Annotated in this window: 15 protein-coding genes; 6 read left to right on the forward strand and 9 right to left on the reverse strand. The window is 70.8% G+C overall.

All coding sequences use genetic code 11. The features are described 5' to 3' along the window. Positions 1 to 69: 69 nt before the first annotated feature. Complete coding sequence (locus QF032_RS06025) at positions 70 to 1,455, reverse strand: RICIN domain-containing protein (protein WP_444875845.1); 1,386 nt, start codon at positions 1,453 to 1,455, stop codon at positions 70 to 72. Between the two features lie 31 nt (positions 1,456 to 1,486). Beyond that, a complete protein-coding gene (locus QF032_RS06030) occupies positions 1,487 to 2,917 on the reverse strand; it encodes an endo-1,4-beta-xylanase (RefSeq protein WP_307055237.1) in 1,431 nt (476 codons plus the stop codon). Positions 2,918 to 3,688: 771 nt separating this feature from the next. Between QF032_RS06030 and QF032_RS06035 the strand changes: the two genes are divergently transcribed. Together QF032_RS06035 and QF032_RS06040 are read left to right on the forward strand one after the other, a co-directional pair. Continuing rightward, on the forward strand, positions 3,689 to 5,155 hold the full coding sequence (locus QF032_RS06035) for a non-reducing end alpha-L-arabinofuranosidase family hydrolase (protein WP_307055239.1): 1,467 nt from the start codon (positions 3,689 to 3,691) through the stop codon (positions 5,153 to 5,155). 301 nt (positions 5,156 to 5,456) lie between these two features. After that, positions 5,457 to 7,160 (forward strand): TROVE domain-containing protein, encoded by a 1,704-nt coding sequence (locus QF032_RS06040; protein ID WP_307055241.1) that lies wholly within the window; start codon positions 5,457 to 5,459, stop codon positions 7,158 to 7,160. A 169-nt stretch (positions 7,161 to 7,329) separates the two neighbouring features. On the opposite strand, the gene QF032_RS06045 is transcribed toward QF032_RS06040, so the two are convergent. The 3 genes from QF032_RS06045 to QF032_RS06055 form a co-directional block, all read right to left on the reverse strand. Further along, the gene (locus QF032_RS06045) at positions 7,330 to 8,586 is read right to left on the reverse strand and encodes a cellulose binding domain-containing protein (RefSeq protein ID WP_307055243.1); all 1,257 of its coding nucleotides are present in this window, start codon (positions 8,584 to 8,586) and stop codon (positions 7,330 to 7,332) included. Between the two features lie 128 nt (positions 8,587 to 8,714). After that, entirely contained in the window at positions 8,715 to 10,082 is a 1,368-nt protein-coding gene (locus QF032_RS06050; RefSeq protein WP_307040709.1) for a glycoside hydrolase family 43 protein, read from the reverse strand. Positions 10,083 to 10,204: 122 nt separating this feature from the next. Next, positions 10,205 to 11,851 (reverse strand): glycoside hydrolase family 27 protein, encoded by a 1,647-nt coding sequence (locus QF032_RS06055; RefSeq protein WP_307040712.1) that lies wholly within the window; start codon positions 11,849 to 11,851, stop codon positions 10,205 to 10,207. A 453-nt stretch (positions 11,852 to 12,304) separates the two neighbouring features. On the opposite strand from QF032_RS06055, the gene QF032_RS06060 reads away from it, so the two are divergent. Next, positions 12,305 to 13,945, forward strand: a complete 1,641-nt coding sequence (locus QF032_RS06060; protein ID WP_307055245.1) for a glycoside hydrolase family 43 protein — start codon at positions 12,305 to 12,307, stop codon at positions 13,943 to 13,945. 53 nt (positions 13,946 to 13,998) lie between these two features. Continuing rightward, positions 13,999 to 16,014, forward strand: coding sequence for a non-reducing end alpha-L-arabinofuranosidase family hydrolase (locus QF032_RS06065; protein WP_307055247.1), 2,016 nt, complete (start codon positions 13,999 to 14,001; stop codon positions 16,012 to 16,014). A 143-nt stretch (positions 16,015 to 16,157) separates the two neighbouring features. On the opposite strand, the gene QF032_RS06070 is transcribed toward QF032_RS06065, so the two are convergent. From QF032_RS06070 to QF032_RS06080, 3 genes are all read right to left on the reverse strand, one after another. Further along, a complete protein-coding gene (locus tag QF032_RS06070) occupies positions 16,158 to 17,210 on the reverse strand; it encodes a LacI family DNA-binding transcriptional regulator (RefSeq protein ID WP_307040716.1) in 1,053 nt (350 codons plus the stop codon). Positions 17,211 to 17,675: 465 nt separating this feature from the next. Further along, complete coding sequence (locus QF032_RS06075) at positions 17,676 to 18,239, reverse strand: MBL fold metallo-hydrolase (protein ID WP_307040717.1); 564 nt, start codon at positions 18,237 to 18,239, stop codon at positions 17,676 to 17,678. 56 nt (positions 18,240 to 18,295) lie between these two features. Further along, positions 18,296 to 18,910, reverse strand: a complete 615-nt coding sequence (locus tag QF032_RS06080; protein WP_307040720.1) for a TetR/AcrR family transcriptional regulator — start codon at positions 18,908 to 18,910, stop codon at positions 18,296 to 18,298. 152 nt (positions 18,911 to 19,062) lie between these two features. Between QF032_RS06080 and QF032_RS06085 the strand changes: the two genes are divergently transcribed. Then, positions 19,063 to 20,745: an amidohydrolase gene (locus QF032_RS06085; protein ID WP_307055250.1), complete on the forward strand. Its 1,683-nt coding sequence runs from the start codon at positions 19,063 to 19,065 to the stop codon at positions 20,743 to 20,745. 90 nt (positions 20,746 to 20,835) lie between these two features. After that, on the forward strand, positions 20,836 to 22,323 hold the full coding sequence (locus QF032_RS06090) for an APC family permease (protein WP_307040724.1): 1,488 nt from the start codon (positions 20,836 to 20,838) through the stop codon (positions 22,321 to 22,323). Positions 22,324 to 22,696: 373 nt separating this feature from the next. Here the strand turns inward: QF032_RS06090 and QF032_RS06095 are convergent, their stop codons facing one another. Then, on the reverse strand, positions 22,697 to 24,013 hold the full coding sequence (locus QF032_RS06095; RefSeq protein WP_307055252.1) for a ferredoxin reductase family protein: 1,317 nt from the start codon (positions 24,011 to 24,013) through the stop codon (positions 22,697 to 22,699). Positions 24,014 to 24,218 lie beyond the last annotated feature (205 nt).

The raw sequence follows: 24,218 nt of genomic DNA on the forward strand, positions 1-24,218 counted from the left end.
CGGACGCGGGACGGACATCGACGGAGTGGAGCCAGGGTGATCCCGGCCCCACTCCATGGTGCGGGCGTGTCACTGGAACTGTGTGAAGAACCTCCAGATCTCTGCCTTGGTCCAGGTGGTGACGCCGCTTTCGCCGGAGGAGCCGTCGACCGGGCCGGGCAGGTGGCCGCCGTCGAAGGCGGCCCACTGGACCGGGTAGCCGGCGCGGCAGCCCGAGTAGGCGGTGGTGATGTGCGTGCGGCTGCCCGGCGCGGGCTCGCGCGGGCTCTGTGCGGTGCAGCCGTTGTTGCGGACGAACCTGTCCCGCAGGGACCGTCCCTGCGCGATGTTGAGGACGGAGTCGCTGACGCCGTGGATCCCGAAGTACGCGATGGGCTGGGTACCGCCGCCGCACCCGCTGATCTCAGCGCCGGAGAAGACCGCTACGGCCCTGAAGACGTTCGCCCGGCTGCACGCGAGTGAGTAGCTCATGCCGCCGCCCCAGCTGAATCCCGTGGCGAAACGCTGTGCCGGGTTGACACAGAGACCGCCCTCGATACGCCGGATCATGTCGTCGACGAAGGTGACGTCCTCATTGCCGTTGTTGGCCCAGCCGTTGCCGAGGCCCTGGGGGGCGACGAGGATCGCGGAGTTGTTCGACTGTTCCTGCTGGCCGTAGTAGGACCAGGCGGCCCCGCTCGTGCCGCCGGAGGCGACGTCGCCGGCGGTTCCGCCCCGCCAGTGGAACGCGAAGATCAGCCGGTAGCGGTGGCTGTTGTCGTAGTTGGCGGGGACCCTGAGGATGAAGCTGCGGTTCTTGCCGCCGCTCTGGATCGTGTACGTACCGCTCGCCAGGGTCGGGGCGCTGCCGCATGCGCCGCTACCGCCACCGCCGCCGCCACCGGACGACAGTTTGATCATCTGCCACTGCTGATTGGCGCCGCCCCAGTCGGTGTACTGGACGACGCTGCCGCCGTCGGCCGTGGAGGCGCCCTGGACCTCCGCCGCCTTGCTGCTGGCGCGGTTGATCAGCCGTACGTATCCCGCGTCGGAGTCGGCCAGCCGGAACTGCTGGTTGGTCCCGTTGTGGTCGGTCCACTGCTGGATCGCGGTGCCGTCGGCACTCGAGGCGCCCGCCACGTCGAGGACCTTGCCCGAATGCCGGGCCTTGAGCCGGTAGAAGCCGCCGCCGGAGTCCACGAACTGCCACTGCTGGTCGGCCGCGTCGTTGCGCGTCCACTGGCTGACCCGCGCACCGTCGGCGGTGGGCGCGCCGTTGACGTCCAGCGCCTTGCCGCTGTTGCGGTTGACCAGGACGTACCAGGCGTTGGTGTCCACCGTCGCCGCCGCGGCGGGCGCCGGGTTGACCGCGGCGAGCATGCCGATCGCGAGGGCCGCCGCCACCACCCCGGCGACCCGGGACCACCAGCGTCGTCGTGGTGGAGGGGCTGGAGAATCCGCACCGTTGGTCTTCATCGATTCACCCTTTCGGCCGTGACAGGTCCCATCAGGTGCGGGCCCAGCGCTGGTTGCCGCTGTTCGAACAGGAGGAGATCTGGATCAGGGTGCCGTTGGCGGTGCCGCCCGCGACGGTGTCGAGGCAGAGGCCGGACTGGACGCCGACGATGGTTCCGTCGGAGTTGAGGCGCCACTTCTGGTTGTCGCCGCCCCAGCAGCCGTAGATCTGGACCTTGGTGCCGTTGCCGGTCCCGGCGGCGTCCAGGCACTTGTTGCCGTAGACCCTGAGCTCGCCGGCGGTGGTGTACGCCCATTGCTGGTTGGTGCCGCTGTGGCAGTCCCACAGGGCGAGCTGGGTGCCGTCGGCGGTGCTGGTGCCCGGCACGTCCAGGCAGCGGCCCGAACCGACGCCCTTGATCGTTCCGGATTCCGCGGGGGGCGTGGAGGTACCGCCGTTGAGCGCGTCGAGGACGGCGGTGTAGGCAGGCTTCTTGCTGCCGTTGCCGTTGAACAGCAGCGGCGTGTCCCCGGACCGCCAGGAGTCGCTGTCGCGCACTCCCCAGACGGTGATGCCGAGGCAGCGTGACACGGCCAGGCAGTCCTTGGTCACGTTGGCGTAGGTGGTGGCCGAGGCGCCCTGGATGTCGAGTTCGGTGATGGCCACGTCGACGCCGAGGGCGGCGAAGTTCTGCAGGGTGGTACGGAAGTTGCTGTTGTAGGGGCTGCCGCTGTTGAAGTGCGACTGGAAGCCGACGCAGTCGATCGGCACGCCGCGCTGCTTGAAGTCCCGGACCATGGAGTACATGGCCTGGGTCTTGGCCCAGGTCCAGTTCTCGACGTTGTAGTCGTTGTAGCAGAGCTTGGCGGCCGGGTCGGCGGCGCGCGCGGTGCGGAACGCGACCTCGATCCAGTCATTACCGGTGCGCTGCAGGTTGGAATCGCGCCGGGCTCCCGAACTGCCGTCGGCGAAGGCCTCGTTCACGACGTCCCACTGGGCCATCTTGCCCTTGTAGTGGGCGAGCACGCCGTTGATGTGGCCGATCATCGCCTGGCGCAGGGCGCTGCCGCTGAGGCTCTGCATCCAGCCGGGCTGCTGGGAGTGCCAGGCCAGGGTGTGGCCGCGCATCTTCTTGCCGTTCTGCACCGCCCAGTTGTAGACGCGGTCACCGGCGGAGAAGTTGAACTGGCCCCGCTGTGGTTCGGTGGCGTCGATCTTCATCTCGTTCTCGGCCGTCACCGAGTTGAACTCACGGCCGGCGATCGACGTGTACGCCGAGTCGCCCAGCCTGCCCGAGGCGATGGCGGTGCCGAAGTAGCGTCCGCTCTGCGCGGCAGCGGCGCCGAGCGTGTTCTCGGCGGCTTGGGCGGTCGGCGGCGCGGCCAGTGCGGCGACCACCGCGAGGACGCCGGCGACGAGCGCCAGCAGCAGGGCGCGGATCTTCCGGCGGACAGCGGGTCTGGGAAGGGCGTACGAGCCCATGACGGTGCCTCCAGGGTAGGAATCACGGAAGGACTGAAGCGCAGGGGGACGCGTCGTCCGCTCCCCCTCGGCCGACGAAGGGCCGGAGCCCGGGCAGCACGGAATCACCGGAGACCGCGGTCATGGGACCGGGACGATCTCGACCCGGCACGCACGGCACCCGGCCGGTTGCCGGGGGACGTACGGCGGCGGTACTGACGGGGTGGCGCGGATCTGGTGCGCGGATCTGGCGTGCGGCCGTGCGTGGATCTGCCGTGCAGCACAGGCTTGGTTCGACATCTCGAACGGCGATCGGCTCCTAGGCTCGGATGATTGAGGCATTGACGATGGCTCGTCAATACTCCCCGCAGAAAGTTTCTGATTCTCGTCCGAAACTTCCGGAATCCCGGCGGGCCGACCGTGCCGAACCGGTGCCGCCACCGATCGGATGCCGCAGGGCCGGGACCGGCACGGAACCCGTGGCCGACCGCCGCCCACTCCCGCATGCTCGACTTATCCGCACGTTCTCCGCTCGCGGAGGCCTCGGACCTGCGGGCCGCGTCGCGGACTTCGAGGTGCTCCGGCCGGATCGACAGCCGGCCGGACCCGAGAAGGAGGCGCTGTTTGTGGACAGATCGGCGACAGACCTTGACCAATGAGCGCCGGATTCCTAACTTGTGGCGTCGAAGCTTCCGGGAATTCTTCGAAATATTTCGGAATCCCTCTCGCCGGCATGTCCGCTCCGTGGTTCTCGGGGGCACCTCACCCCCGCCCCCCGAAGGAGGCCCTCCTGTGCGGTTCCCCCACCCGTCCCCGGCCCACCTGAGACGGTTACTCACCGTTCTCGCGCCTCTGCTGCTCGTGGTCACCTTCCTCGGCGCCCAGCCCGCCGGCGCGGCGACCGTAGATCCCAACGCCTCGTATGTGCTGGTCAACCGCAACAGCGGCAAGGCCCTGGACGTCTACAACATGGCGACCGGCGACGGCGCCCGCATCACCCAGTGGACCAGGAACGATCAGAGCCAGCAGCAATGGCGGTTCGTCGATTCCGGGGGCGGCTACTACCGCATCCTGTCCCGCCACTCGGGCAAGGTCCTGGACGTCCAGAACCGGTCCACCGCGAACGGGGGCGCGATCGTCCAGTGGGCCGACCAGAACGCCACCAACCAGCAGTGGCGGCTGGCCGACAGCCCGGACGGCTACGTGAGGTTGATCGCACGCCACAGCAACAAGGCCCTCGAAGTGCAGGGCGCCTCCACCGCCGACAACGCGAACGTCGTCCAGTACGACGACTGGGGCGGCACCAACCAGCAGTGGCAGCTCGTCAAGGTCGGCGCCGACGGCTCCGGCACCTGTGATCTTCCGTCGTCCTACCGCTGGTCGTCCACAGGCGCTCTGGCCCAGCCCAAGTCGGGCTGGGTCTCGCTCAAGGACTTCACCGTCGTCCCCTACAACGGCAAGCAGCTCGTCTACGCGACGACGCACGACACCGGGTCGAAGTGGGGTTCGATGAACTTCAGCCCGTTCACCAACTGGTCGGAGATGGCCTCGGCCGGCCAGAACGCGATGTCGAACTCCACTGTCGCACCCACGCTCTTCTACTTCGCACCGAAGAACATCTGGGTGCTCACGTACCAGTGGGGCGGGACCGCCTTCTCCTACCGGACCTCGAGCGACCCCACCAACCCGAACGGCTGGTCCTCCCAGCAGGTGCTCTTCTCCGGAAGCATCCCCGGCCCCGGAACCGGCCCCATCGACCAGACGCTCATCGGTGACGGGACGAACATGTACCTGTTCTACGCCGGTGACAACGGCAAGATCTACCGGGCGAGCATGCCGATCGGGAACTTCCCGGGCAGCTTCGGCTCGACCTCGACAGTGGTCATGAGCGACACGACGAACAACCTGTTCGAAGCCCCGCAGGTCTACAAGCTGCAGGGCCAGAACCGCTACCTCATGATCGTCGAGGCGATCGGATCGCAGGGCCGCTACTTCCGCTCGTTCACGGCCACCAGCCTGAACGGCTCATGGACACCCCAGGCCGCGACCGAGAGCAATCCCTTCGCCGGCAAGGCCAACAGCGGCGCCACATGGACCAATGACATCAGCCATGGCGAACTGATCCGCACCGGCCCCGATCAGACCATGACCGTCGACCCCTGCCACCTCCAGTTGCTCTACCAGGGGCGCAACCCCAACTCCGGTGGCGACTACGGCCTTTGGCCCTATCGTCCGGGTCTGCTGACACTGCAGCGCTGACGGTGTGAGGCGAGTCCGGCTCCGACAGGGAACCGGCGTGGCGGGCTCGGCGAAGGCCGGGCCCGCCCTCGCCACGCGACGAGGCCGGCGCTCGTACGGCGGGGAGGGCGGGGTCGGGCAGCCGGCCCCGTTTATTCGCGTGCGCGCTCCCACCGCACCCACTAGCGTGCGTGTTCGACGCCTTCCGATGCGCTGTGCCCCGGTTACTTCATATCTGACGCGCAACACCGACCCGGTGCCACTACTGATCTCGGAAGGCGTCCCCTCTACTTTCCGGAACGTCTCCCAAGGGACCTTCTGCATGCCCCATTTCAACCGTCAGCGGGCCAAGTCCGAAGCCAGGAGAGAGATCCAGGCGGAAATACCGGGCCTGACCGCAGGCGGAGCGACGTCGTCGCTCTCCACCCACGGCCGGTGGCTGCTCCCGCCGTCCGCCACCACGCGAAACCTGCGGCACCCGGCCGCCCTCCGGCCTCACCACCGTACCCACCAGGGCGGCGCCGGCTACGCCCGCACCCCGAAGGCGGAACTCTTCCTGCTGGCCATGTCCCACATGGTCGGCCACCACAGCTTCTACGAGGACGCCGTCGCCCGCGACGAGCGCTTCGAGCAGTTGGTGCGCACCCTCGCCGTCAGCGACCCCGAGTGGACCCTCGGCCTGCTGGGCTGGCTGCGCACCGAGGCCCACATGCGCACCGCCTCCCTCGTGGGCGCCGCCGAGTTCGTGCGCGCCAGGCTGGACGCCGGGGCCGTCGGCCACTCACGGCAGGCCGTGGCCGCCGTACTCCAACGGGCCGACGAGCCGGGCGAGTTGCTGGCCTACTGGACCTCCCGGTACGGCCGGCGGATTCCGCAGCCGCTCAAGCGCGGGATCGCCGACGCCGTACGGCGTCTCTACACCGGGCGCGCGCTCCTCAAGTACGACACCGCCTCGCGCGCCTACCGCTTCGGTGACGTCCTCGAACTCACCCACCCCACTCCCGACCCCCGACGTCCCTGGCAGGGCGACCTGTTCAGGCACGCGATCGACCGCCGCCACCGCGCCGACCGCGCCCTGCCCCCGCCCGGCCAGACGCTGCTCGCCGCACACCGGGAGCTGATGACCATGCCGGTCGCGGACCGGCGTGCCCTGGTGACCGCTCGGAACGGCGCGGAGCGTCTCCACGCGGCCGGGATGACCTGGGAGTCGGTGGCGGGCTGGCTTCAGGGGCCGCTCGACGCGGCGGTGTGGGAGGCCCTGGTCCCCTCGATGGGGCCGATGGCCCTCGTACGCAATCTGCGCAACCTCGACCAGGCCGGCGTGAGCGACGAGGTCGCCGCCGAGGTGGCCTCGCGGATCTCCGACCCGGACGAGGTGCGCCGTTCACGCCAGTTCCCGTTCCGCTACCTCGCCGCCCACCGCAACACCCCCTCACACCGCTGGGAGGAGCCTTTGGAGGCGGCCCTCGGGCACTCCCTCGCCAACGTCCCCGCACTGACCGGCCGCACGCTGGTCCTGGTGGACCGCTCGGGCTCGATGTTCGACCGGCCCAGCGAGCACACCCAGCTCAACCGGGCGGACACGGCGGCCGTGTTCGGCACGGCGCTGGCGCTGCGGGCCGAGCGGGCCGACCTGGTGGAGTTCGGGACCGACAGCCGCCGCGTGGCACTCACCCCGGGTGAGCCCGTGCTGCGCGTCCTGGACCGCTTCCACGACCTCGGCGGCACGAACACGGCCGCGGCGCTCAAGCGGAACTACGACCGTCACGACCGGGTGGTCCTGGTGACCGACGAACAGACCGGGGCGACCCAGTGGGCCAACCCGCTGCTCACGATTCCCTTCCGCGTCCCCGTCTACACCTGGAACCTGGCGGGCTACGCCCCGGCTCACGCCCCGGCCGGCCCGCACCACCACACCTTCGGCGGTCTGAGCGACGCCGCGTTCCGGCTGATCCCGCTCATCGAGGCCGGCCGGGACGCGCAGTGGCCGTGGGAGAGCGGTGCTTCCGAGCCCGATCCCACGTGACACGTCCGCCGGCATCGACGATCGACCGTCGGACAGCGGCCGTTCACGAGGTCACCCGCGCCCGGCACCCTGCACCCGCGCGCCTTGCGCCCGCGCTCCCTGCACCGGCGTCGGCGCCGGCCCCCGGGGAGGGGCCGGCGCCGACGGATCGCGGGTCACCTCCGCGCGTTCAGGTCGTCGTGCAGGCGGCGCCGTTGAGAGTGTAGGAGCTCGGCGGAGCGGTGTTGCCGGTGTGGGTCGCCTGGAATCCGATGTCCACGGACGCGCCCGGGGCGATCCTCGCGTTGTGGGCGACGTTCCTGGCGGTCACCTGTCCGGCGGCGGACGCATAGTCGGCGTTCCACCCGGAGGTGACGGTCTGGCCGGCCGGCAGGGTGAACAGCAGGGACCAGCCGTCGATCGCCGTCGTGCCGGTGTTGGCGATGGTGAGGCTCGACGTCAGGCCGGTGTTCCAGGCGTTGACGGTGGCGGTGACCCGGCAGGTCGCCGTCCCCGGCCCCGGCGACGGGTCGGAGGTCTGGAACTGGGTGAAGAACTTCCACACCTCCGCCGGCACCCAGGTCCTGGAGCCGCTGTCACCGGCGGCCCCGTCCTGCGGAGCGGCGATGTGTCCTTCGTCGAACGCGGCCCAGACGACCGGGTGCCCGGCCGAGCAGCCCGCGTAGGCGGTGACCCGGTGGGTCAGGCTGCCCTGGGCCGGCTCCGGCGGGTTCTGGGCGGCACAGCCGTTGTTCCTGACGAACCTGTCCCGCAGCGCCCGTCCGCCGGAGATGCCGAGGACGTTGTCCCTGAGGCCGTGCACCCCGAGGTAGGCGATGGGCTGCGTGCCGCCGCTGCATCCGCTGAGCTGCCCGCCGCTCTGCACCGCGACCGCGCGGAAGACCGTCGCCCGGGAACACGCGAGGGCGTACGACATCGCGGCGCCGTAGCTGAAGCCCAGGGCGAAGCGCTGTGTCGTGTCGACGCACAGGTCCGCCTCGATCCGCCGGAGGATGTCGTCGACGAGGGTGACGTCCTCGCCGCCTGCGTTGCCCCAGCCGTTGTTGAGGCCCTGGGGCGCGACGAAGACGGTGCTGTTGTTCGCCAGCCGCTGGAGTCCGTAGTAGGCCCAGGTGCCCGTCTCCACCGTCCGGCCCGTCGCGACGTCCGTGGAGGTGCCCCCCAGCCAGTGGAATCCGAGGACCAGACGGTACGGATGGTTGCGGTCGTAGCCGTCGGGGAGCTTCAGGATGAAGGTCCGGTTCTTGCCGTTGCTCTGGATCGTGTACGTGCCGCTCGTCAGGGTAGGGGCCTTGCCGCAGCCGGCGGTCGGGGCTGCGGCGCCGGCGTGCGCGGCGTCCGTGCCGGAGACCGCGCTCGGCGTGTCCGCGCCGTGGCCGTCCGCCAGTGCCGTTCCCCCCGTGGTCAGGATGAGCAGCACGGCCATGACGGCCCCCCATAAGCGCACGCCCGCCCTCGACGGTGGCCTCTCCCTCGCCGTTCCCACTGCCCTCGCTCGCCATGCCACTCCCTTTTCTCTGTCGGATCCTCGTCGTGCACGGACAGGGGTCGGGTTCACCGCGGTGCGGTCGCGGCGGCACCGGCGGCGAACCGCCACCAGTCCATGTTGAGCAGATAGCCGCTGCCGCCGGTGAACCGCAGATAGAGATCCCGCGTTCCCGTGGCCCCGCTGACCGGGCAGGTCACCGTCGTCCACTTCTGCCAGCCGCCGGTGCCCGGCACGGCGCACCTGCCGACGACCGTGCCGTTCGTGGAGCCCAGGCGCAGTTCGACGGTCCCGCCGCCGTTGCCCGACGCCACGCGTGCGGTGAACGAGGACGCGCCCGCCCCGAATCCCACGCCCTTGACCTTGAGGTAGTCGCCGTTGTCGATCCAGCCGACGTTCATTCCGCCTTCCGCGGCCGGTTCGGTCTCGATCCCGGCCCCCCAGGCGATCGTCTCGGCTTCCTGGCGCGTATACGGATCGAGCGTGCCGGCCTGGGGCGCCCCGGCGTTCGTCATGTTGATCACCGGGATCGTGCCGTCGGCGTTGTAGGCGAACCGCTCCACCGCGACCGAGCGGGTGAAGCCGCCCCCGCCCGGCAGTGCGCCGTTGTGGTAGAAGAAGTACGAGTTGCCCTTGAAGTCGGCGATCCCGGGGTGGTTGGTGAAACTGCCGCCCTGGGTGGGCATGATCGTCCCGCGATAGGTCCACGGTCCGGTCGGGCCGGGCGCCGTGGAGTAGGCGATGAACTCCGAGCAGCACTTGGCCGCGAACACCAGGTAGTACAGGCCGTTGCGCTTGTGGACCCAGGGGCCCTCCTCGTACAGCGTGGGACGGTTGGCGTCGCCGGTGCGAGTGCCGAAGCCCGCGGTGGTGAGCGGGATCCTGGTGGCACTGCCGGCATAGGAGGTCATGTCGGCGTTCAGCCGCACGTACCACAGGTTGGGGTTGCCCCAGTACAGGTAGGCCTGGCCGTCGTCGTCGACGAAGACGGTCGGGTCGATCTCGCCGTTCTCCACCAGTGGACGGCCGAGGGCGTCCCGGAAGGGGCCGGTGGGGCTGTCCGACACCGCCACGCCGATGGCCATCCTGCCGGTCGCCCGGCTCTTGACCGGCACGTACCAGTAGAACCGGCCGTTGCGGTCGACCACCTGACCCGCCCACGCGTCGGCGGACGCCCAGCTGAAGGTCGTCAGGCTGAGCGGTGAGCCGTGGTCGGTCCAGTTGACCATGTCGGCGGAGGACCACACCCGCCAGTCCTTCATGGTGAAGTAGGTGGAGCCGTCCTCGTCGTGTCCCGTGTAGAGGTAGACCCGCCCGTTGTGGACGAGCGGGGCCGGGTCGGCGGTGTAGACGTGCTGCACGATCGGGTTGTCGGCCCTGGCCGCGGTGGGCTGCACGGCGGCGGGCACGACCGCGAACGCGAGCACGAGAGCCACGATCCAGGCGGCCGCCCGCGTGAGCCTCGCGCCTGCGGGCCCGGCCCCGGGCGTGGTCGTCGTCCCCGGTGGGCGACGGCCGGCAGGCGACCGCGGCAGGCCGGGCGACGGATGCCGCTCCCTCATGTCCGGCTCCACTTCTGGCCGGCCCGGCCGTCGCACGTCCACAGGACCAGCGGGGTGCCGTTGGACGTGCCGGCCCGGTCGACGTCGAGGCACAGTCCGGACAGGGCGTTGCGGACCGACCCGTCGGAGCCGACGGTCCACTTCTGGTTGCTCTGGTTGTTGCAGGGCCAGGTGACGACCCGGGTGCCGTTGGCGGTGCCCTGGTTGTAGGCGTCCAGGCACTTGTCGCCGAAGACGCGGATCTCACCGCCGGCCCATGTGGTCCACAGCTGGTTGGCGGCCGTGTGGCAGTCCCAGAGCAGGACGGTGGCCCCGGCCGCGGTGGAGCCGTTGTCCACGTCCACGCAGCGGCCGGAGCCGTTGCCGCGCAGCCGCGAGGTGGTGGCGGCGAGCGGGCTGCCGCCGGACACCCGGTACACCGCCACGCCGTGCGCGGGGACACTCGCCGAGATCGCCCCGGACGTGCTCGACGTGGCGCCGGTCCACAGGTCCGTCAGGGTGAAGGACCCGCCGGCGAGCCCGACCCCGGCCGCCGTGGTGCTGACCGTCGCGGCGGCGCCGCCCCGGTTGAACAGGCCCACGGCGACCGAGCCGTCGGACAGGGGCTTGGCGAACACCTCGGTGCTGCCGTCGTCGCGCACGCGGCGCCCGCCCGCGCCCAGCCGGTCCTGGTTCACCGCCAGCAGCCGCGGGTTGCGCAGGATCGCGCTCACGTCGGCGGACATGGTGCGGATGTCGTTGCCGGCCATGAGCGGTGCCGCCAGCAGCGACCAGAGGGCGAAGTGCGAGCGGGACTCGGTCAGCGACAGACCGGGACGGCCGACGACCAGCATGTCGGGGTCGTTCCAGTGTCCCGGCCCGGACTGGGCCGCCAGCGGCGCGGTGACGTCGAGCACGTTGCCGACGCCCATGGGGTAGCTGTTGGTGTTCCCGTTCTGCCAGATGTCGAGCAGGTCCTCGGTCGTCCGCCACAGGTCGGCGACCTCACCCCAGTTGTAGCCGGCGCCGGTGATGGCGTGAAAGCTGTTGGGGTTGATGCTGTAGACGATCGGGCGCCCGGTGGCGCGCAGGGCGTCGCGCATGAGCGTGAACCGTGCGACCTGCTCGTCACGGGTGCCGCTGGAGGAGCACCAGTCGTACTTGAGGTAGTCGACTCCCCACGAGGCGAACGCGGCGGCGTCCTGGGCCTCGTGCCCTCTGCTGCCCGTGGACCCCGGATAGGCGCCGGTGGTCTGCGCACAGGTGCGCTCGCCGGGCACCTGGTAGATGCCGAACTTCAGGCCCTTGCCATGGATGTAGTCCCCCAGCGCCTTCATGCCGCTCGGGAACTTGGCCGGACTGGCCCGCAGGTTGCCGGCCGCGTCGCGCTGCGGGTCGAACCAGCAGTCGTCGACCACGACGTACCGGTAGCCGGCGTCCCGCATGCCCGAGGACGCCATCGCGTCGGCGGCCTGGCGGACCTGCGCCTCGGTGATCCCGCACCCGAAGCTGTTCCAGCTGTTCCAGCCCAGGGGCGGGGTGAGCGCCGGGCTGCCGGGGGCGGCCGAGGCAGTGGTGTGCGCGGAAGCCGTCGCGGACGCGGTGACCGCCAACGCGACCGCCGTGAGGAGGCGCAGGAGGCGTCCGCCTGATCGTCTGAGCACCGAGGGATCCTTTCCCGGCAGGCGTCACGGCACATGACGTGTGAAGTCAGGTGCATGACACGCAAAGGGTGAGGCGAACGATTCGAACGTTCGCATGCCATTCGGAAACTATGGGCCTCACGGATACTAGGGAGGCGGACAGACATGTCAACACCTGCCGCCGAACGAGCCCGCGATCCGGCCATTCAGGCACAAGAAAAGGGATAGATAGCCATTATCCGCACATAAGGCCTCTCCGCACATGGGATGGATTTCTTCGAATGTTTCGAAGTTTTCGACGATTCGTGCGAGAAGGATTGACGCCACCCCCGGTCTCCCTATCATCCTGAATGCTCGCCAAGTCGATCCATGTTCGACATTCCGTACGACTGACAGCCGCTCCACGCGCTCCAGCAGGGCACCTCCGGACACCCCAGCCGCCCACGGCCGGGCCACAGAGGGAGTACGCCAAGGATGCATATGTCATGGCCCCGTCATACCTGGTCCCGCCGTCGCGCGCTGACGGCCGCCACCGGACTCGCCGCCGGCACCCTGTTGCCTCCGGTGGGGATCATCGGCGCCGCGCCCGCCCGAGGGGCGGACCTCACGACCGCGGCGGCGTTCACGAACCCGGTGATCTGGCAGGACTTCGCCGACATCGACGTCATCCGCGTCGGTGACACCTTCTACGCTTCGGCCTCGACCATGCACTACTCGCCGGGCGCGCCCGTGCTGCGGTCGTACGACCTGGTGGACTGGGAGATCGCCGGCCACTCGGTGCCCGTGCTCGACTTCGGCGCCAAGTACGACCTGAACGGCGGCCGCGGCTACGTCCGAGGCATCTGGGCGTCGTCCCTGGCCTACCGGCCGAGCAACAGGACGTTCTACTGGCTCGGTCAGATCGACTTCGCGCGCACGTACGTCTACACCGCGACCGCCGCCGAGGGGCCGTGGAACCGGCTCACGACGATCAGCACCCCGTACTACGACGCGGGGCTGCTCGTCGACACCGACGACACCCTGTACGTGGCCTACGGGAACAGCACCATCAACGTGGCCCAGCTGTCCGCCGACGGCCGCACCCAGGTCCGCACGCAGCGGGTGTTCACCACACCGTCGAGCGTCGGCACCCTGGAGGGCTCCCGCTTCTACAAGATCAACGGGCAGTACTACATCTTCCTGACCCGCCCGGCGAACGGCCAGTACATCCTCAAGTCGTCGAGCGGCCCCTTCGGCCCCTACACGATGCGGCAGGTCCTGCTCGACCTGCGCGGGCCCATCCCCGGCGGCGGCGTACCGCACCAGGGCGGGCTGGTGCAGACGCGGGGCGGCGCCTGGTACTACCTGGCCTTCGTCGACGCCTACCCCGGCGGCCGGATGCCCGCCCTGGCGCCGGTCAGCTGGACCGCGGACGGCTGGCCGGTCGTCCAACTCGTCAACGGCGCGTGGGGCACCACGTATCCCCGCCCGGACGTGCCCCCGCCACCCCGTCAGGTCACCCCGATGACCGGCGTGGACACCTTCGACGGCACGGCCCTCAAACCGAGGTGGGAGTGGAACCACAACCCGGACAACTCCAAGTGGTCGGTGAACAACGGCCTGACCCTGCAGACCGCCACCGTCACCAACGACCTGTACGCGGCGCGCAACACGCTCACCCACCGCATCCAGGGGCCCACCTCCACCGCCACGGCCGAGCTCGACGTCTCGGCGATGCGCGACGGCGACCGGGCCGGACTGGCCCTGCTGCGCGACTCCTCCGCCTGGATCGGCCTCAAGCGCGACGGCGGCGTGACACGGCTCGTGATGGTCAACGGGCTGACCATGGACGGCAACTGGAACACCACCGGCACGGGCGTCGAGGTCGCGAGCGCGCGCGTGTCCGGCAGCCGGGTCCGGCTGCGCGCGACGGCGGACATCCGGCCCGGCGCCGCACGCTCCGCGACCTTCTCCCACAGCACCGACGGCGGCGCCTTCGTCCGCTTCGGCCCCGCCTTCTCCCTGGGCAACGACTGGCGGTTCTTCATGGGCTACCGGTTCGCCCTCTTCAACCACGCCACCCAGGCACTCGGCGGCGCGATCCGCGTCCTGCGGTTCGAGCTGTCCACGCCCTGACCCGCTTCCACCGACCGCATCACCCAACCCCCCGCAACCGTACGAGGAGACACATGAACCCGCTCAAACGGCTCGGCCGCCGCCGAGCCACGGTGTTGTCCCTGCTGGCCGTGACCGCCCTGGTCACGCCAGTGGCCGCGACCGCCGCACCACCCGACGCCGTCCGGGCCTCCACGCTCGGCGCCCAAGCCGCCGAGTCGGGACGGTACTTCGGGACCGCGGTGGCCGCCGGACGGCTCGGCGACGGCGCGTACACCTCGATCCTGGACCGCGAGTTCAACCAGGTCACCGCCGAGAACGAGATGAAGTGGGAGACCGTCGAGCGGTCCCGCGGTTCGTTCAACTTCGGCCCCGGCGACCAGATCGCCAACCGCGCGGCCTCGAAGGGCCAGCGCCTGCGCGGCCACACGCTGGTGTGGCACAGCCAACTGCCCGGCTGGGTCGGCTCCATCAGGGACGCCAACACGCTGCGCAGCGTGATGAACAACCACATCACCACCGTGGCCAACCACTACAAGGGCCGCGTCTACGCCTGGGACGTGGTGAACGAGGCCTTCGCCGACGGCGGCAGCGGTCAGCACCGCCCGTCGGTGTTCCAGAACCTCCTGGGCGACGGCTTCATCGAACAGGCCTTCCGCACCGCCCGGTCGGCGGACCCGGCGGCGAAGCTCTGCTACAACGACTACAGCATCGAAGACTGGAACTCCGCGAAGACCCAGGGCGTCTACCGCATGGTCCGCGACTTCAAGGCGCGCGGCGTGCCCATCGACTGCGTCGGGTTCCAGTCCCACTTCGGCGCCGGCGGACCGCCCGGCACCTTCCAGACGACGCTGTCGAACTTCGCCGCGCTCGGCGTGGACGTGCAGATCACCGAACTGGACATCGCGCAGGCGCCGGCAGGCGCGTACGCCAACACGGTGCGCGCCTGTCTGAACGTCTCGCGCTGCAAGGGCATCACCGTCTGGGGCATCCGCGACAGCGACTCTTGGCGCTCGGGTGAGAACCCGCTGCTGTTCGACCGCAACGGCAACAAGAAGGCCGCCTACCGGTCGGCGCTGACCGCGATGGGCGGCACGCCCGCCGCCCGCGCCGCGGTCGCGCCCCGGTCCGCGGCCGCCCTGCCCTCCAGCTTCTCGTGGAGCTCCAGCGGCCCCCTGATCGCGCCGAAGCCGGACTCGACCCACAACATCGCGGGCATCAAGGACCCGACGGTCGTCTACTACAACGGCAAGTACCACGTGTTCGCGAGCACCGCGAGGGCCGCCGGGTACAACCTCGTGTACCTGAGCTTCTCCGACTGGTCGCAGGCCGGTTCGGCCACCCACCACTACCTGGACCGCACGGCCGTCGGCTCCGGGTACCGGGCCGCGCCGCAGGTCTTCTACAACACGCAGCAGCGCCTGTGGTACCTCGTCTACCAGACCGGCAACGCGTCCTACTCCACCAACCCCGACATCAACAACCCCAACGGGTGGAGCGCGCCCCGCAACTTCTACGCGTCGATGCCGGACATCATCCGGCGCAACATCGGCAACGGCTACTGGGTCGACATGTGGGTGATCTGCGACAGCGCCAACTGCTACCTGTTCTCCTCCGACGACAACGGGCACCTGTACCGCTCGCAGACGACCGTCGGCCAGTTCCCCAACGGGTTCACCAACACGGTCATCGCCGCGCAGGACAGCAGGAACAACCTGTTCGAGGCGAGCAACGTCTACAAGGTGCAGGGCACCAACCAGTACCTCCTGATCGTCGAGGCGATCGGATCGGACGGCAGGCGGTACTTCCGCTCGTGGACGTCGGGCAGCCTCGCCGGCTCGTGGACGCCGCTCGCCGCGTCCGAGAACAACCCGTTCGCACGGGCCAACAAGGTGTCCTTCCCCTCCGGCGCGTGGACCCGGGACATCAGTCACGGTGAGATGATCCGCGCCGGGTACGACCAGACGCTGACGATCCCCAACTGCCGTCTGCAATACCTGTACCAGGGCCTCAATCCCAACGCGAGCGGCGACTACAACAGCCTGCCGTGGCGGCTCGGCCTCCTGACCCAGACCAACGCGAGCTGCTGACCGACCGGATCGAGGGGGGCGCCCCCGTCGGGGGCGCCCCCGGCCCACTGGTTCGGCTCCTGGAGCGGCGTCATCGGCACCTCAAGATGATCTACAGCTACTGATGCGGCCGGAGGACGACGGCTTTTCCGGCCTCACCGCGGTCACGGAGCGGCGCTCGCCCGGCTCGCCTCGCGCCGTGTGGACCGGCGAGGCAGCAGCACCGGTGGCACGAGCCGACGCCGGTTCACAACGCTGCGGGAGTTGATGACGGAGATCAGGAGGTCGACCGCTTCGGTGCCCACGAGATCCGGTCGGAGACCGAGGGTGGTGACGGGCGGTGCCGTGCTCGCGTACTCCGGATCCTCGCTGACGCACGCCACCAGCAGGTCCCGCGGCACCCGCAGACCGTGGCGGCGGGCGACGGCGAGAATGTTGTGACCGGAGTCGGAGTACACGCCGATGACGGCGTCCGGTCGCGGATCGCGGTCGAGAAGCCGGCCGACCGCCTCCTGTTCGGCCGTGAAGTAGTCGGGCAGCAGGTGGTACTCCTCGACCAGGGCGGGCCTGCGGTGTTCCTCGCACCAGCACCGGTAGGCGTGCGCGACCAGCTGCGGGTACGCGTCGTCGTGAACGGGCAGGGAAAGCCCGATCCGCCGGGCCCCGGACTCCGCCAGGTGGTCGAGCAGGAGGCGCAGGCCCGACTCGTGGTCGGAGTCCACCCACGCGTCGCACGGATGCGGCCGCGGCGGCCGGCCCTCGCTGACCATGGGGATGCCGCGCTCCCGCAGGAGGGCGGCCACCGGGTCGTCAGCGCGCGGCTCGACGTGGATGACGCCGTCCATCGGCGTGTTGAGCCACATCCACGGTGACATCGTGCTGGGCATCGTCAGGAGCAGATAGCCGCGCTCGTGCGCGGCCGCCATGGCGCTCAGCGTCAGGGCGGCGTAGTACGGGATCTCGGTGTACGAGACCGGGAGGTCGCCGTACGTGGTCATGGTCAGGCCGAGCACGCCGGTGCTGCCGCGAGCCAGGGCACGGGCCGTGCTCGCCGGGGCGTAACCGAGTTCGCGCGCGGTGGCGAGCACGCGCTGCCTGGTCGCCTCGGAGAGCCGTCCGGTGCCGTTGAGGGCGTTCGACACCGTGGCGGTGGACACGCCGGCCCGTGCGGCCACGGCGTCGAGTGTCGGACGCCGCCAGGCACGTGAGCTCTCCATGGGCACCCCAACCGCCGTGTGACCGCTCGTGGTGAAGAACTGGTCACTCGACCCGCCGGGCGACGACGGTCGGACGGTCGCCGGGCCCGATGGGTGTTCGGATGCCGGATGTCTTCGACGGCATCCTAGAGGGCGTGTTTCGAGAGTCCCCTCCGCCCCGCGACGTCCGCCCCGCGGAGCCGCTCACGCGGCGCGGCGGCCTCACCGTCGAGGGGCGGATCGGGGGAGGATCGACGGACGGACCGATTCACGAGGCGGATCGCGCGGACCCGCTCCTGACAGGGCCCGTGCCCGCGCCCGCGGGGATGCTCCCGCAGGAGCGCGGCCGCAGATCACTTGCCCCGTCCGGGTCGCTGCCCGGCGGGGCCCATCGGTGCGGGCGTTTGCCCGGGCCGTCGCCGATGCCCGCAGCGTCCCGCCCGGCCGGGCCGCCGGCCGGGCGAGGCGGGGAGGCGGCGGGTCGGGTCAGACGGGCGTGGACGCCGACGGCGTGAAGGGTGCCCCGTGTCCCGGCACGATCAGCGCCGGACCGAGGGCCAGAACCTTCTCCCTTGCCACCCGCAGCTGGTCACGGTCGGGCGCGAAGGGGTCGTCGGCGGGTCCCTCGGCGGTCCACCACAGATGGGTCAGGACCACCAGGCCCTCGGCGGTCGTGACCAGGGTGCTGACGTCCTCGGCGGTGTGGCCGGGGGTCGTCATGAGGGTGATCGAGGGCGACAGCCGGTATCCGTCGGCGTCACGGTCCTCCCAGACGTCGTCCCGGTAGATCGCCATGTGGTCGTGGAAGCGGGCCTCGGGGAAGAGGGCCGCGTTCAGCGTGTGGTCCGGGTGGTGATGGCTGAAGATCACGTCGGTGACGTCCTGGGGGCTCAGGCCGTGGGGCGCGAGCGGGTCCAGGATGAGCCGACGGTCGGCGACCATACCGGGATCGACGATCACGACGGTCTCGCCGTCGACGAGCAGGGTGACGGTGCCGGCCACCCGCTCGTCGGCGTAGCCGGTGGTCAGGACGTGGAAGGCGGCGGTCATCGAGGGCTCCTCGGGTGACGGGTGCGGCGGCGGACGGCGGGCGGCGGACGGTCGGGTCACCGGGGAAGCAGCGCCCGGAAGCCGGTGAGCAGGGCACGCAGCCCGGTGTCGAAGGCGAGCTCGGCCCGGCGGTTGTCGGTGGGGGTGTCGTCGAGGGCGGCGCTGAGGTGGGGGGCCGCCTCACGGGTCACGTCGGAGACCATCACCGGCGGCGCGACGAGGTCGAGGGCCGAGCCGAGGACGAAGTTCTCCAGCGCGTTGATCAGGGGCATGACCTGGCCGGCGCCGAAGCCCGCGGTCAGCAGCAGTTCGGCGACCCGCTCGTACATCGCGTGCATGAAGGGCTCGGCCAGCGGGGCCGTCGCGAGCAGGGGCACCGCCCCGGGGTGGGTCGCGAAGGCCCCGCGATAGGAGCGGGCCCAGGCCTCCAGAGCCTGTTCCCAGGGCCGTGACGGGTCCCAGTCGTCAGGCCCGGTCTCCAGGGCCAGCTCTTCCCTCATGAGCGAGATGATCTCTTCGCGACCGGATACATGGTGGTAGAGCGCGGAGGGAGCGACTCCGAGCTCGCGGGCCAGGGCGGGAATGCTGAGGGCCCCCTGCTCGTCGGCGATTCTCAGTGCTCCCGCGCCGATGCGCCGGCGGTCCAGCAGAGGGGTGCGCGGCCTCGCCACGTGGGCTCCTCTTCCTCGGTCTCCCGGGCGGGCGGCGGCGTCGCCGCCCGCGTGTCGTCATCCGAACTTTACCGAATGACTTTCAGTAAAACCCTTCCGGGCCGTCCTGATGCCGCCTACATTACCGAAACCGAATCGGTTTCATTTCGGTTGTGGGCGACGGGAAGGGCATCACCGCCATGCAGGCCGACATCGTGTTCATCCGCGGCACCGTCAGGACCGGGGGCGCCGACGGCCCGGTGCTCGACGCGCTCGCCGTCACGGACGGCAGGATCAGCGCGCTCGGGGCGCGGGCGCTCGACGCCCGCGGCAGCGGCACCGCCGTGGTCGATCTGCGGGGAGGCGCCCTGCTGCCCGCGTTCGGCGACGGGCACGCGCACCCCGTGATGGGCGGCTTGGGACTGCTCGGAGCACCCGTCCGCGAGTGCGCCTCCGTGGAGGAGATCGTCGAGGCCGTACGGCACTGGGCGGACGAGCACCCCGAGGCCGAGTGGATCACCGGTGACGGTTTCGACGCCTGGCTGGCCCCCGACGGCCGGTTCGACGCCCACTGGCTGGACAAGGCCGTCCCCGACCGGCCCGTGGTGCTGCGCACGATGGACCACCACACCGCCTGGGTGAACAGCGAGGCACTGCGCCGGGCCGGGTTCCGCGCCGACACACCCGACCCGGACGGCGGGGAGATCGTGCGCCGCACGGGCTCGGCCGAACCCCTGGGCACCCTGCGCGAGTTCGCCGCCGTGCTTCCCGTGCTCGGCCTCGTCCCGCAGCCGTCCCACGACACGCAGGTGGACGCGCTGCGCACGACCGCCGCCCGGTTCGCCGCCGCCGGGGTGACCTGGGTGCAGGACGCCTGGGTGGAACCGCACCACGCCGACGTCTGGATCACCGCGGCGACCAGCGGTCCGGGGCTGCCGATCCGTGCCGACCTCGGTTTCTTCCTGGGCCCGGAACACTGGCGCGAGCGGGTCGGCCGGCTCGCCGCCGAGCGCAGGCGTGTGGAGGGCGCGGCCCCCGGACTGCTCACCGCGCACACCGTGAAGTTCTTCGCCGACGGCGTGATCGAGTCCGGCACGGCCGCTCTGCTGGAGCCGTACACCGACTGCCCGCACTCCCACGGCATCGCCAACTGGACCCCGGCGGAACTGGCGAACGCCGTCACCGCGATCGACGCCCTCGGTTTCGAGCCGCACATCCACGCGCTCGGCGACGGCGGTGTCCGGGTCGCCCTGGACGCGATCGAGGCCGCGGCCCGCACCAACGGACCCCGCGACCGACGTCCGGTCATCGCCCACGCGCAGCTGATCCACCCTGCCGACCTGCCACGCTTCGCGGAACTCGGGGTGATCACCAATCTGCAGCCGCTGTGGGCACAGCCCGACCGGCTGATGACCGACCTCATCCTGCCGAAGATCGGCCCGAAGCGCGGCGCACGCCAGTACCAGATCGCCGCCCTGCTCGCCGCCGGCGCGCACATCGCGTTCGGCAGCGACTGGCCGGTCACCGATCACGAACCCCTGCGGGGCATCGCCACCGCAGTGACCCGCCAGACACCCGAGGGACACCCCGAGGGCGGCTGGCTTCCCCAGGAGCGGATCGACACCGCGACCGCCCTGGCCGCCTACTCCGCCGGATGCGCCTACCAGGCGTTCGAGGAGGAGAAATGGGGCGTTCTGCGCCCCGGAATGCGCGCCGATCTGGTGCATCTCGCCGCCGACCCGGTCGAGACCGCTCCCCGCGACCTCGCACGCCTGCCCGTCCTCGGGACCTGGCTCGCCGGCCGGCGCACGTACGACTCCGGCACCACCGACCCCGTGCCCGCCGTGGGGCGATAGCCTCTCGGCGTCGTCACGGCCGGGTCCGCGTGCCAGGGACAGTCACCTCCCCCGTCGACCTCACGCATCACGCATCACGCGGAGACCTTCATGACCGAGCCCCGCACCTCCCTCACTCCCCAGCAGCCCCCGGTGGCCGCCGGGACGGATCCGACCGGCCGTCTGCCGCGCGCCGCCCTGGGCGTCAGCGACATCGTCTTCTTCGTCGTGGCAGCCGCCGCGCCCCTCACCGTCATGGCCGGCATCGCCCCGCTCGCGATCCTCTTCGGCGGCATCGGCGCCCCCGTCGCCTATCTGACGGTCGGCGTCGTGCTGTGCCTGTTCGCGGTCGGGTTCACCGCCATGACGCCCTACATCCGCAACGCCGGCGCCTTCTACTCGTACGTCGCCCGGGGACTGGGGCGCCCGGCCGGGCTCGGCGCCGCCCTGCTCGCCGTGTTCTCCTACAACGCCCTGCAGATCGGCACCTACGGGGCGTTCGGCTTCTTCGCGGCCGCCACCGCCGACGATCTCCTGGGCGTCGACCTGCCCTGGCCGGTCTACGCCTTCGCCGGGATCGCCGCGGTGTGGTTCCTCGGCTTCCGGTCGATCCACGTCGGCGCCAAGGTGCTCGCCGCCCTGCTGATCGCGGAGACCGCCGTCCTGGCACTGCTCGCCGGCGCGATCCTCGTCAAGGGCGGCGCGAACGGGCTGAGCCTGGCCTCGTTCGCCCCCTCCCACGTCTTCACCTCGCAGATGAGCGCGCCGCTGGGCCTCGCCGTGGCCGCCTTCATCGGGTTCGAGGCCACCGCCCTCTACCGCGAGGAGGCCCGTGACCCCGACCGCACCGTGCCCCGCGCCACCTACCTGGCCGTCGGGTTCCTCGGCCTGTTCTACACCTTCGTCGTCTGGGTCGTCGTCCAGGCCTTCGGCGACGACCGAGCCGTCGGGGCCGCGGCACAGAACCCCGCCGAAATGTTCTTCACCGCCATGACCCGCTATGTGGGCGGCTGGGCCACGGACCTGCAGCGTGTGCTGATCGTCAGCAGCCTGCTGGCCTCCCTCCTCGCCTTCCACAACGCCATCACCCGGTACGGCTACGCGCTGTCCGCCGAGGGCGTCGCCCCCGCAGCCCTGGGCCGCGTCCACCCCCGGCACGGCTCCCCCTGGGTCGCCGGCATCGCACAGACCGTGCTGGCGGTCGTCGTCACGGCCGTGTTCGCCGCGATCGGCGTGCACCCGTACAACGAGTTCCTGCTGTGGGTGAACACCCCCGGCGTGGTCGGCATCCTCGCGCTGCAGACGCTCGCGGCCTGCGCCGTGGCCGCGTTCTTCCGCCGCAACACCGGCGCCCACACGGCGGGACGCCTGCGCACGGTCGCCGCACCGGTGGCCGCCGCGGTCCTCCTCGCCGTGATCACCGCACTGGTCTGCACGCGCCTCAGTCTCTTCACCGGCGCCGCACCGGTCGTGAACTGGACGCTGGTCGCGCTCACCCCGCTCGTCTTCGCGACCGGGGTGGTCCTCGCCCTGCGGATCCGCCGCAACCGGCCCGACGTCTACGCCGGGCTCGCCACCACCGACGTCGACTCGGTCTGACCGAGGACTCGAGGCCCCGCCGCGGGACGTGAAGTCACCGCGGCGGCCGCCGAGGCCCGCGACGCACGGCTCGAATCCCCCGCGGCACGGCTCGAGGCCCCCCGGGGGACGGCTCTGCGATGCGCCGATCTCGACGCGCGACCTGATCGACACCGCCGGCCCGATCGAGAACCGCCTCGCCGCACTGCGGCTGTGGGAGGACGTGAGGGACGGCGTCGGTGTGGTCCTCCCCGGCCACGGTTGCGGCGGCCGAGGGGACGACCGGAGCTGCACGCGGGCGCTCGGCGCTCCGCATGCAGCTCGGTGATCGTCAGACGGCGGTGCTCCTACGGCACGCCGTGAACCGGCGGCCGGGCACCGCCTCGGGCAGGACTCAGGCCAGGCCGAACCGCTCGGCGTGCACCTGCCGCCGGGGAACCCCCAGGTTGCGCAGGGCACTGAGCACGGCCGCGGTCATCGCGGGCGGGCCGCAGACGTACACGTCGCGTTCGCCGATGTCGGGAACCATGGCCCGCAGACTCTGCGGCTCGAACGGCGTGCTGCCCTCCCCCGTGCGGCCGGTGAGCAGGTGCAACTGCCCACCGCGGTCCGCGACAAGAGCCCGCACCTCGTCGACGAGTACGGCGTCGACCTCGCTGCGTACCCGGTAGAGCACGACGACGTCGCCCGGCGGCTCCTCCTCGAGCAGGGCTCGAACCGGCGTGATCCCCACTCCTCCGGCGATCAGCAGTGCGCCGGGGCGTCCGCGGTGCAACGACGTGAACGCCCCGTAGGGGCCCTCGACGAACGCGCGGGTGCCGACCGGGAGATGCCGCAGTCCGGCGCTGGCCGTTCCGGCCGCCTTGGCCGTCAGGCGCAACGTGCGGCCGTCGGGCGCCGCCGACAGCGAGAACGGGTTCGCCAGCCACCAGTGGTGGTGGTCGGGGAACCGCCAGACGCAGAACTGCCCGGCCCGGGCCGGCAGCTTGTCGAGGTGCCGGCCGGTGACATGCACGGACACCACGTCGTCCGACTCCACCACCACCTCCGCGACCCGGAACCGGTGGTACGAGTTGCGCCACAGGGGCATGACGATCCGGCCCGCGACCAGGGCGCCGAACGCGAACAACCACAGGGCCCACCAGTACATCTTCGCGAGCAGGGACGAGCTGAACGTCGTGGTCTCCTGCAACTGGTGGACGAACGCGAGCCCCAGCGCCAGGTACAGCAGCAGGTGCAGGCCGTGCCAGGTCTCGTACCGCAGCCGCCGCCTCACGTACCGGGCGGACACGGCGGCGACCACGACGAGGATCGCAGCGGCGCACATCCCGAGCAGGGAGGCCGGCACCCCGGCCAGCGAGAAGAACGTCTTCGTCATCGACGTGTCGCTGAGTTTCGCATAGCCCAGTACCACCAGCACGGCGTGGGTGAGGACGGTCCACAGCAGGGTGAAGCCGACCCACCGGTGCCACACCGTCAGCCGGTCCATGCCGACACGGCGGTCGAGCCATGGCAGCCGTGCGACCAGCAGCAGCTGGAGGAGCATCAGCACGGCGGCGTGCAGCCCGAAGAACTTGGCGACGGTGAGCACGCCGTTCTTGCCGGTCCCGGAGGTGAGGAACAAGGCCTCGACGATCACCGAGTTGATGACGACAAACGTCCACAGCGCCCATCGCGCCGCAACGACCGGAGGTATGGTGCCTTGCCGCACCCGTGAAATCGTCGCCTCCACCGCTTCCCCTCTTGTTCATGTGACGTACCGGTGCCGATCGCGGCACCACCACGGTCGATGCTCTACAGGCCGGGTTCCGGCGTTCCCACCGAGGCCCTGGCCGTACCGGGCGAGGACGCGGGTCCTCACGGGCGCGGGGCGCGATCAGCGACGCCGGGCGTCCGATCACTCCTCGTCCCGTGAC

This window comes from Streptomyces achromogenes (assembly GCF_030816715.1).
GTDB lineage: Bacteria > Actinomycetota > Actinomycetes > Streptomycetales > Streptomycetaceae > Streptomyces > Streptomyces achromogenes_A.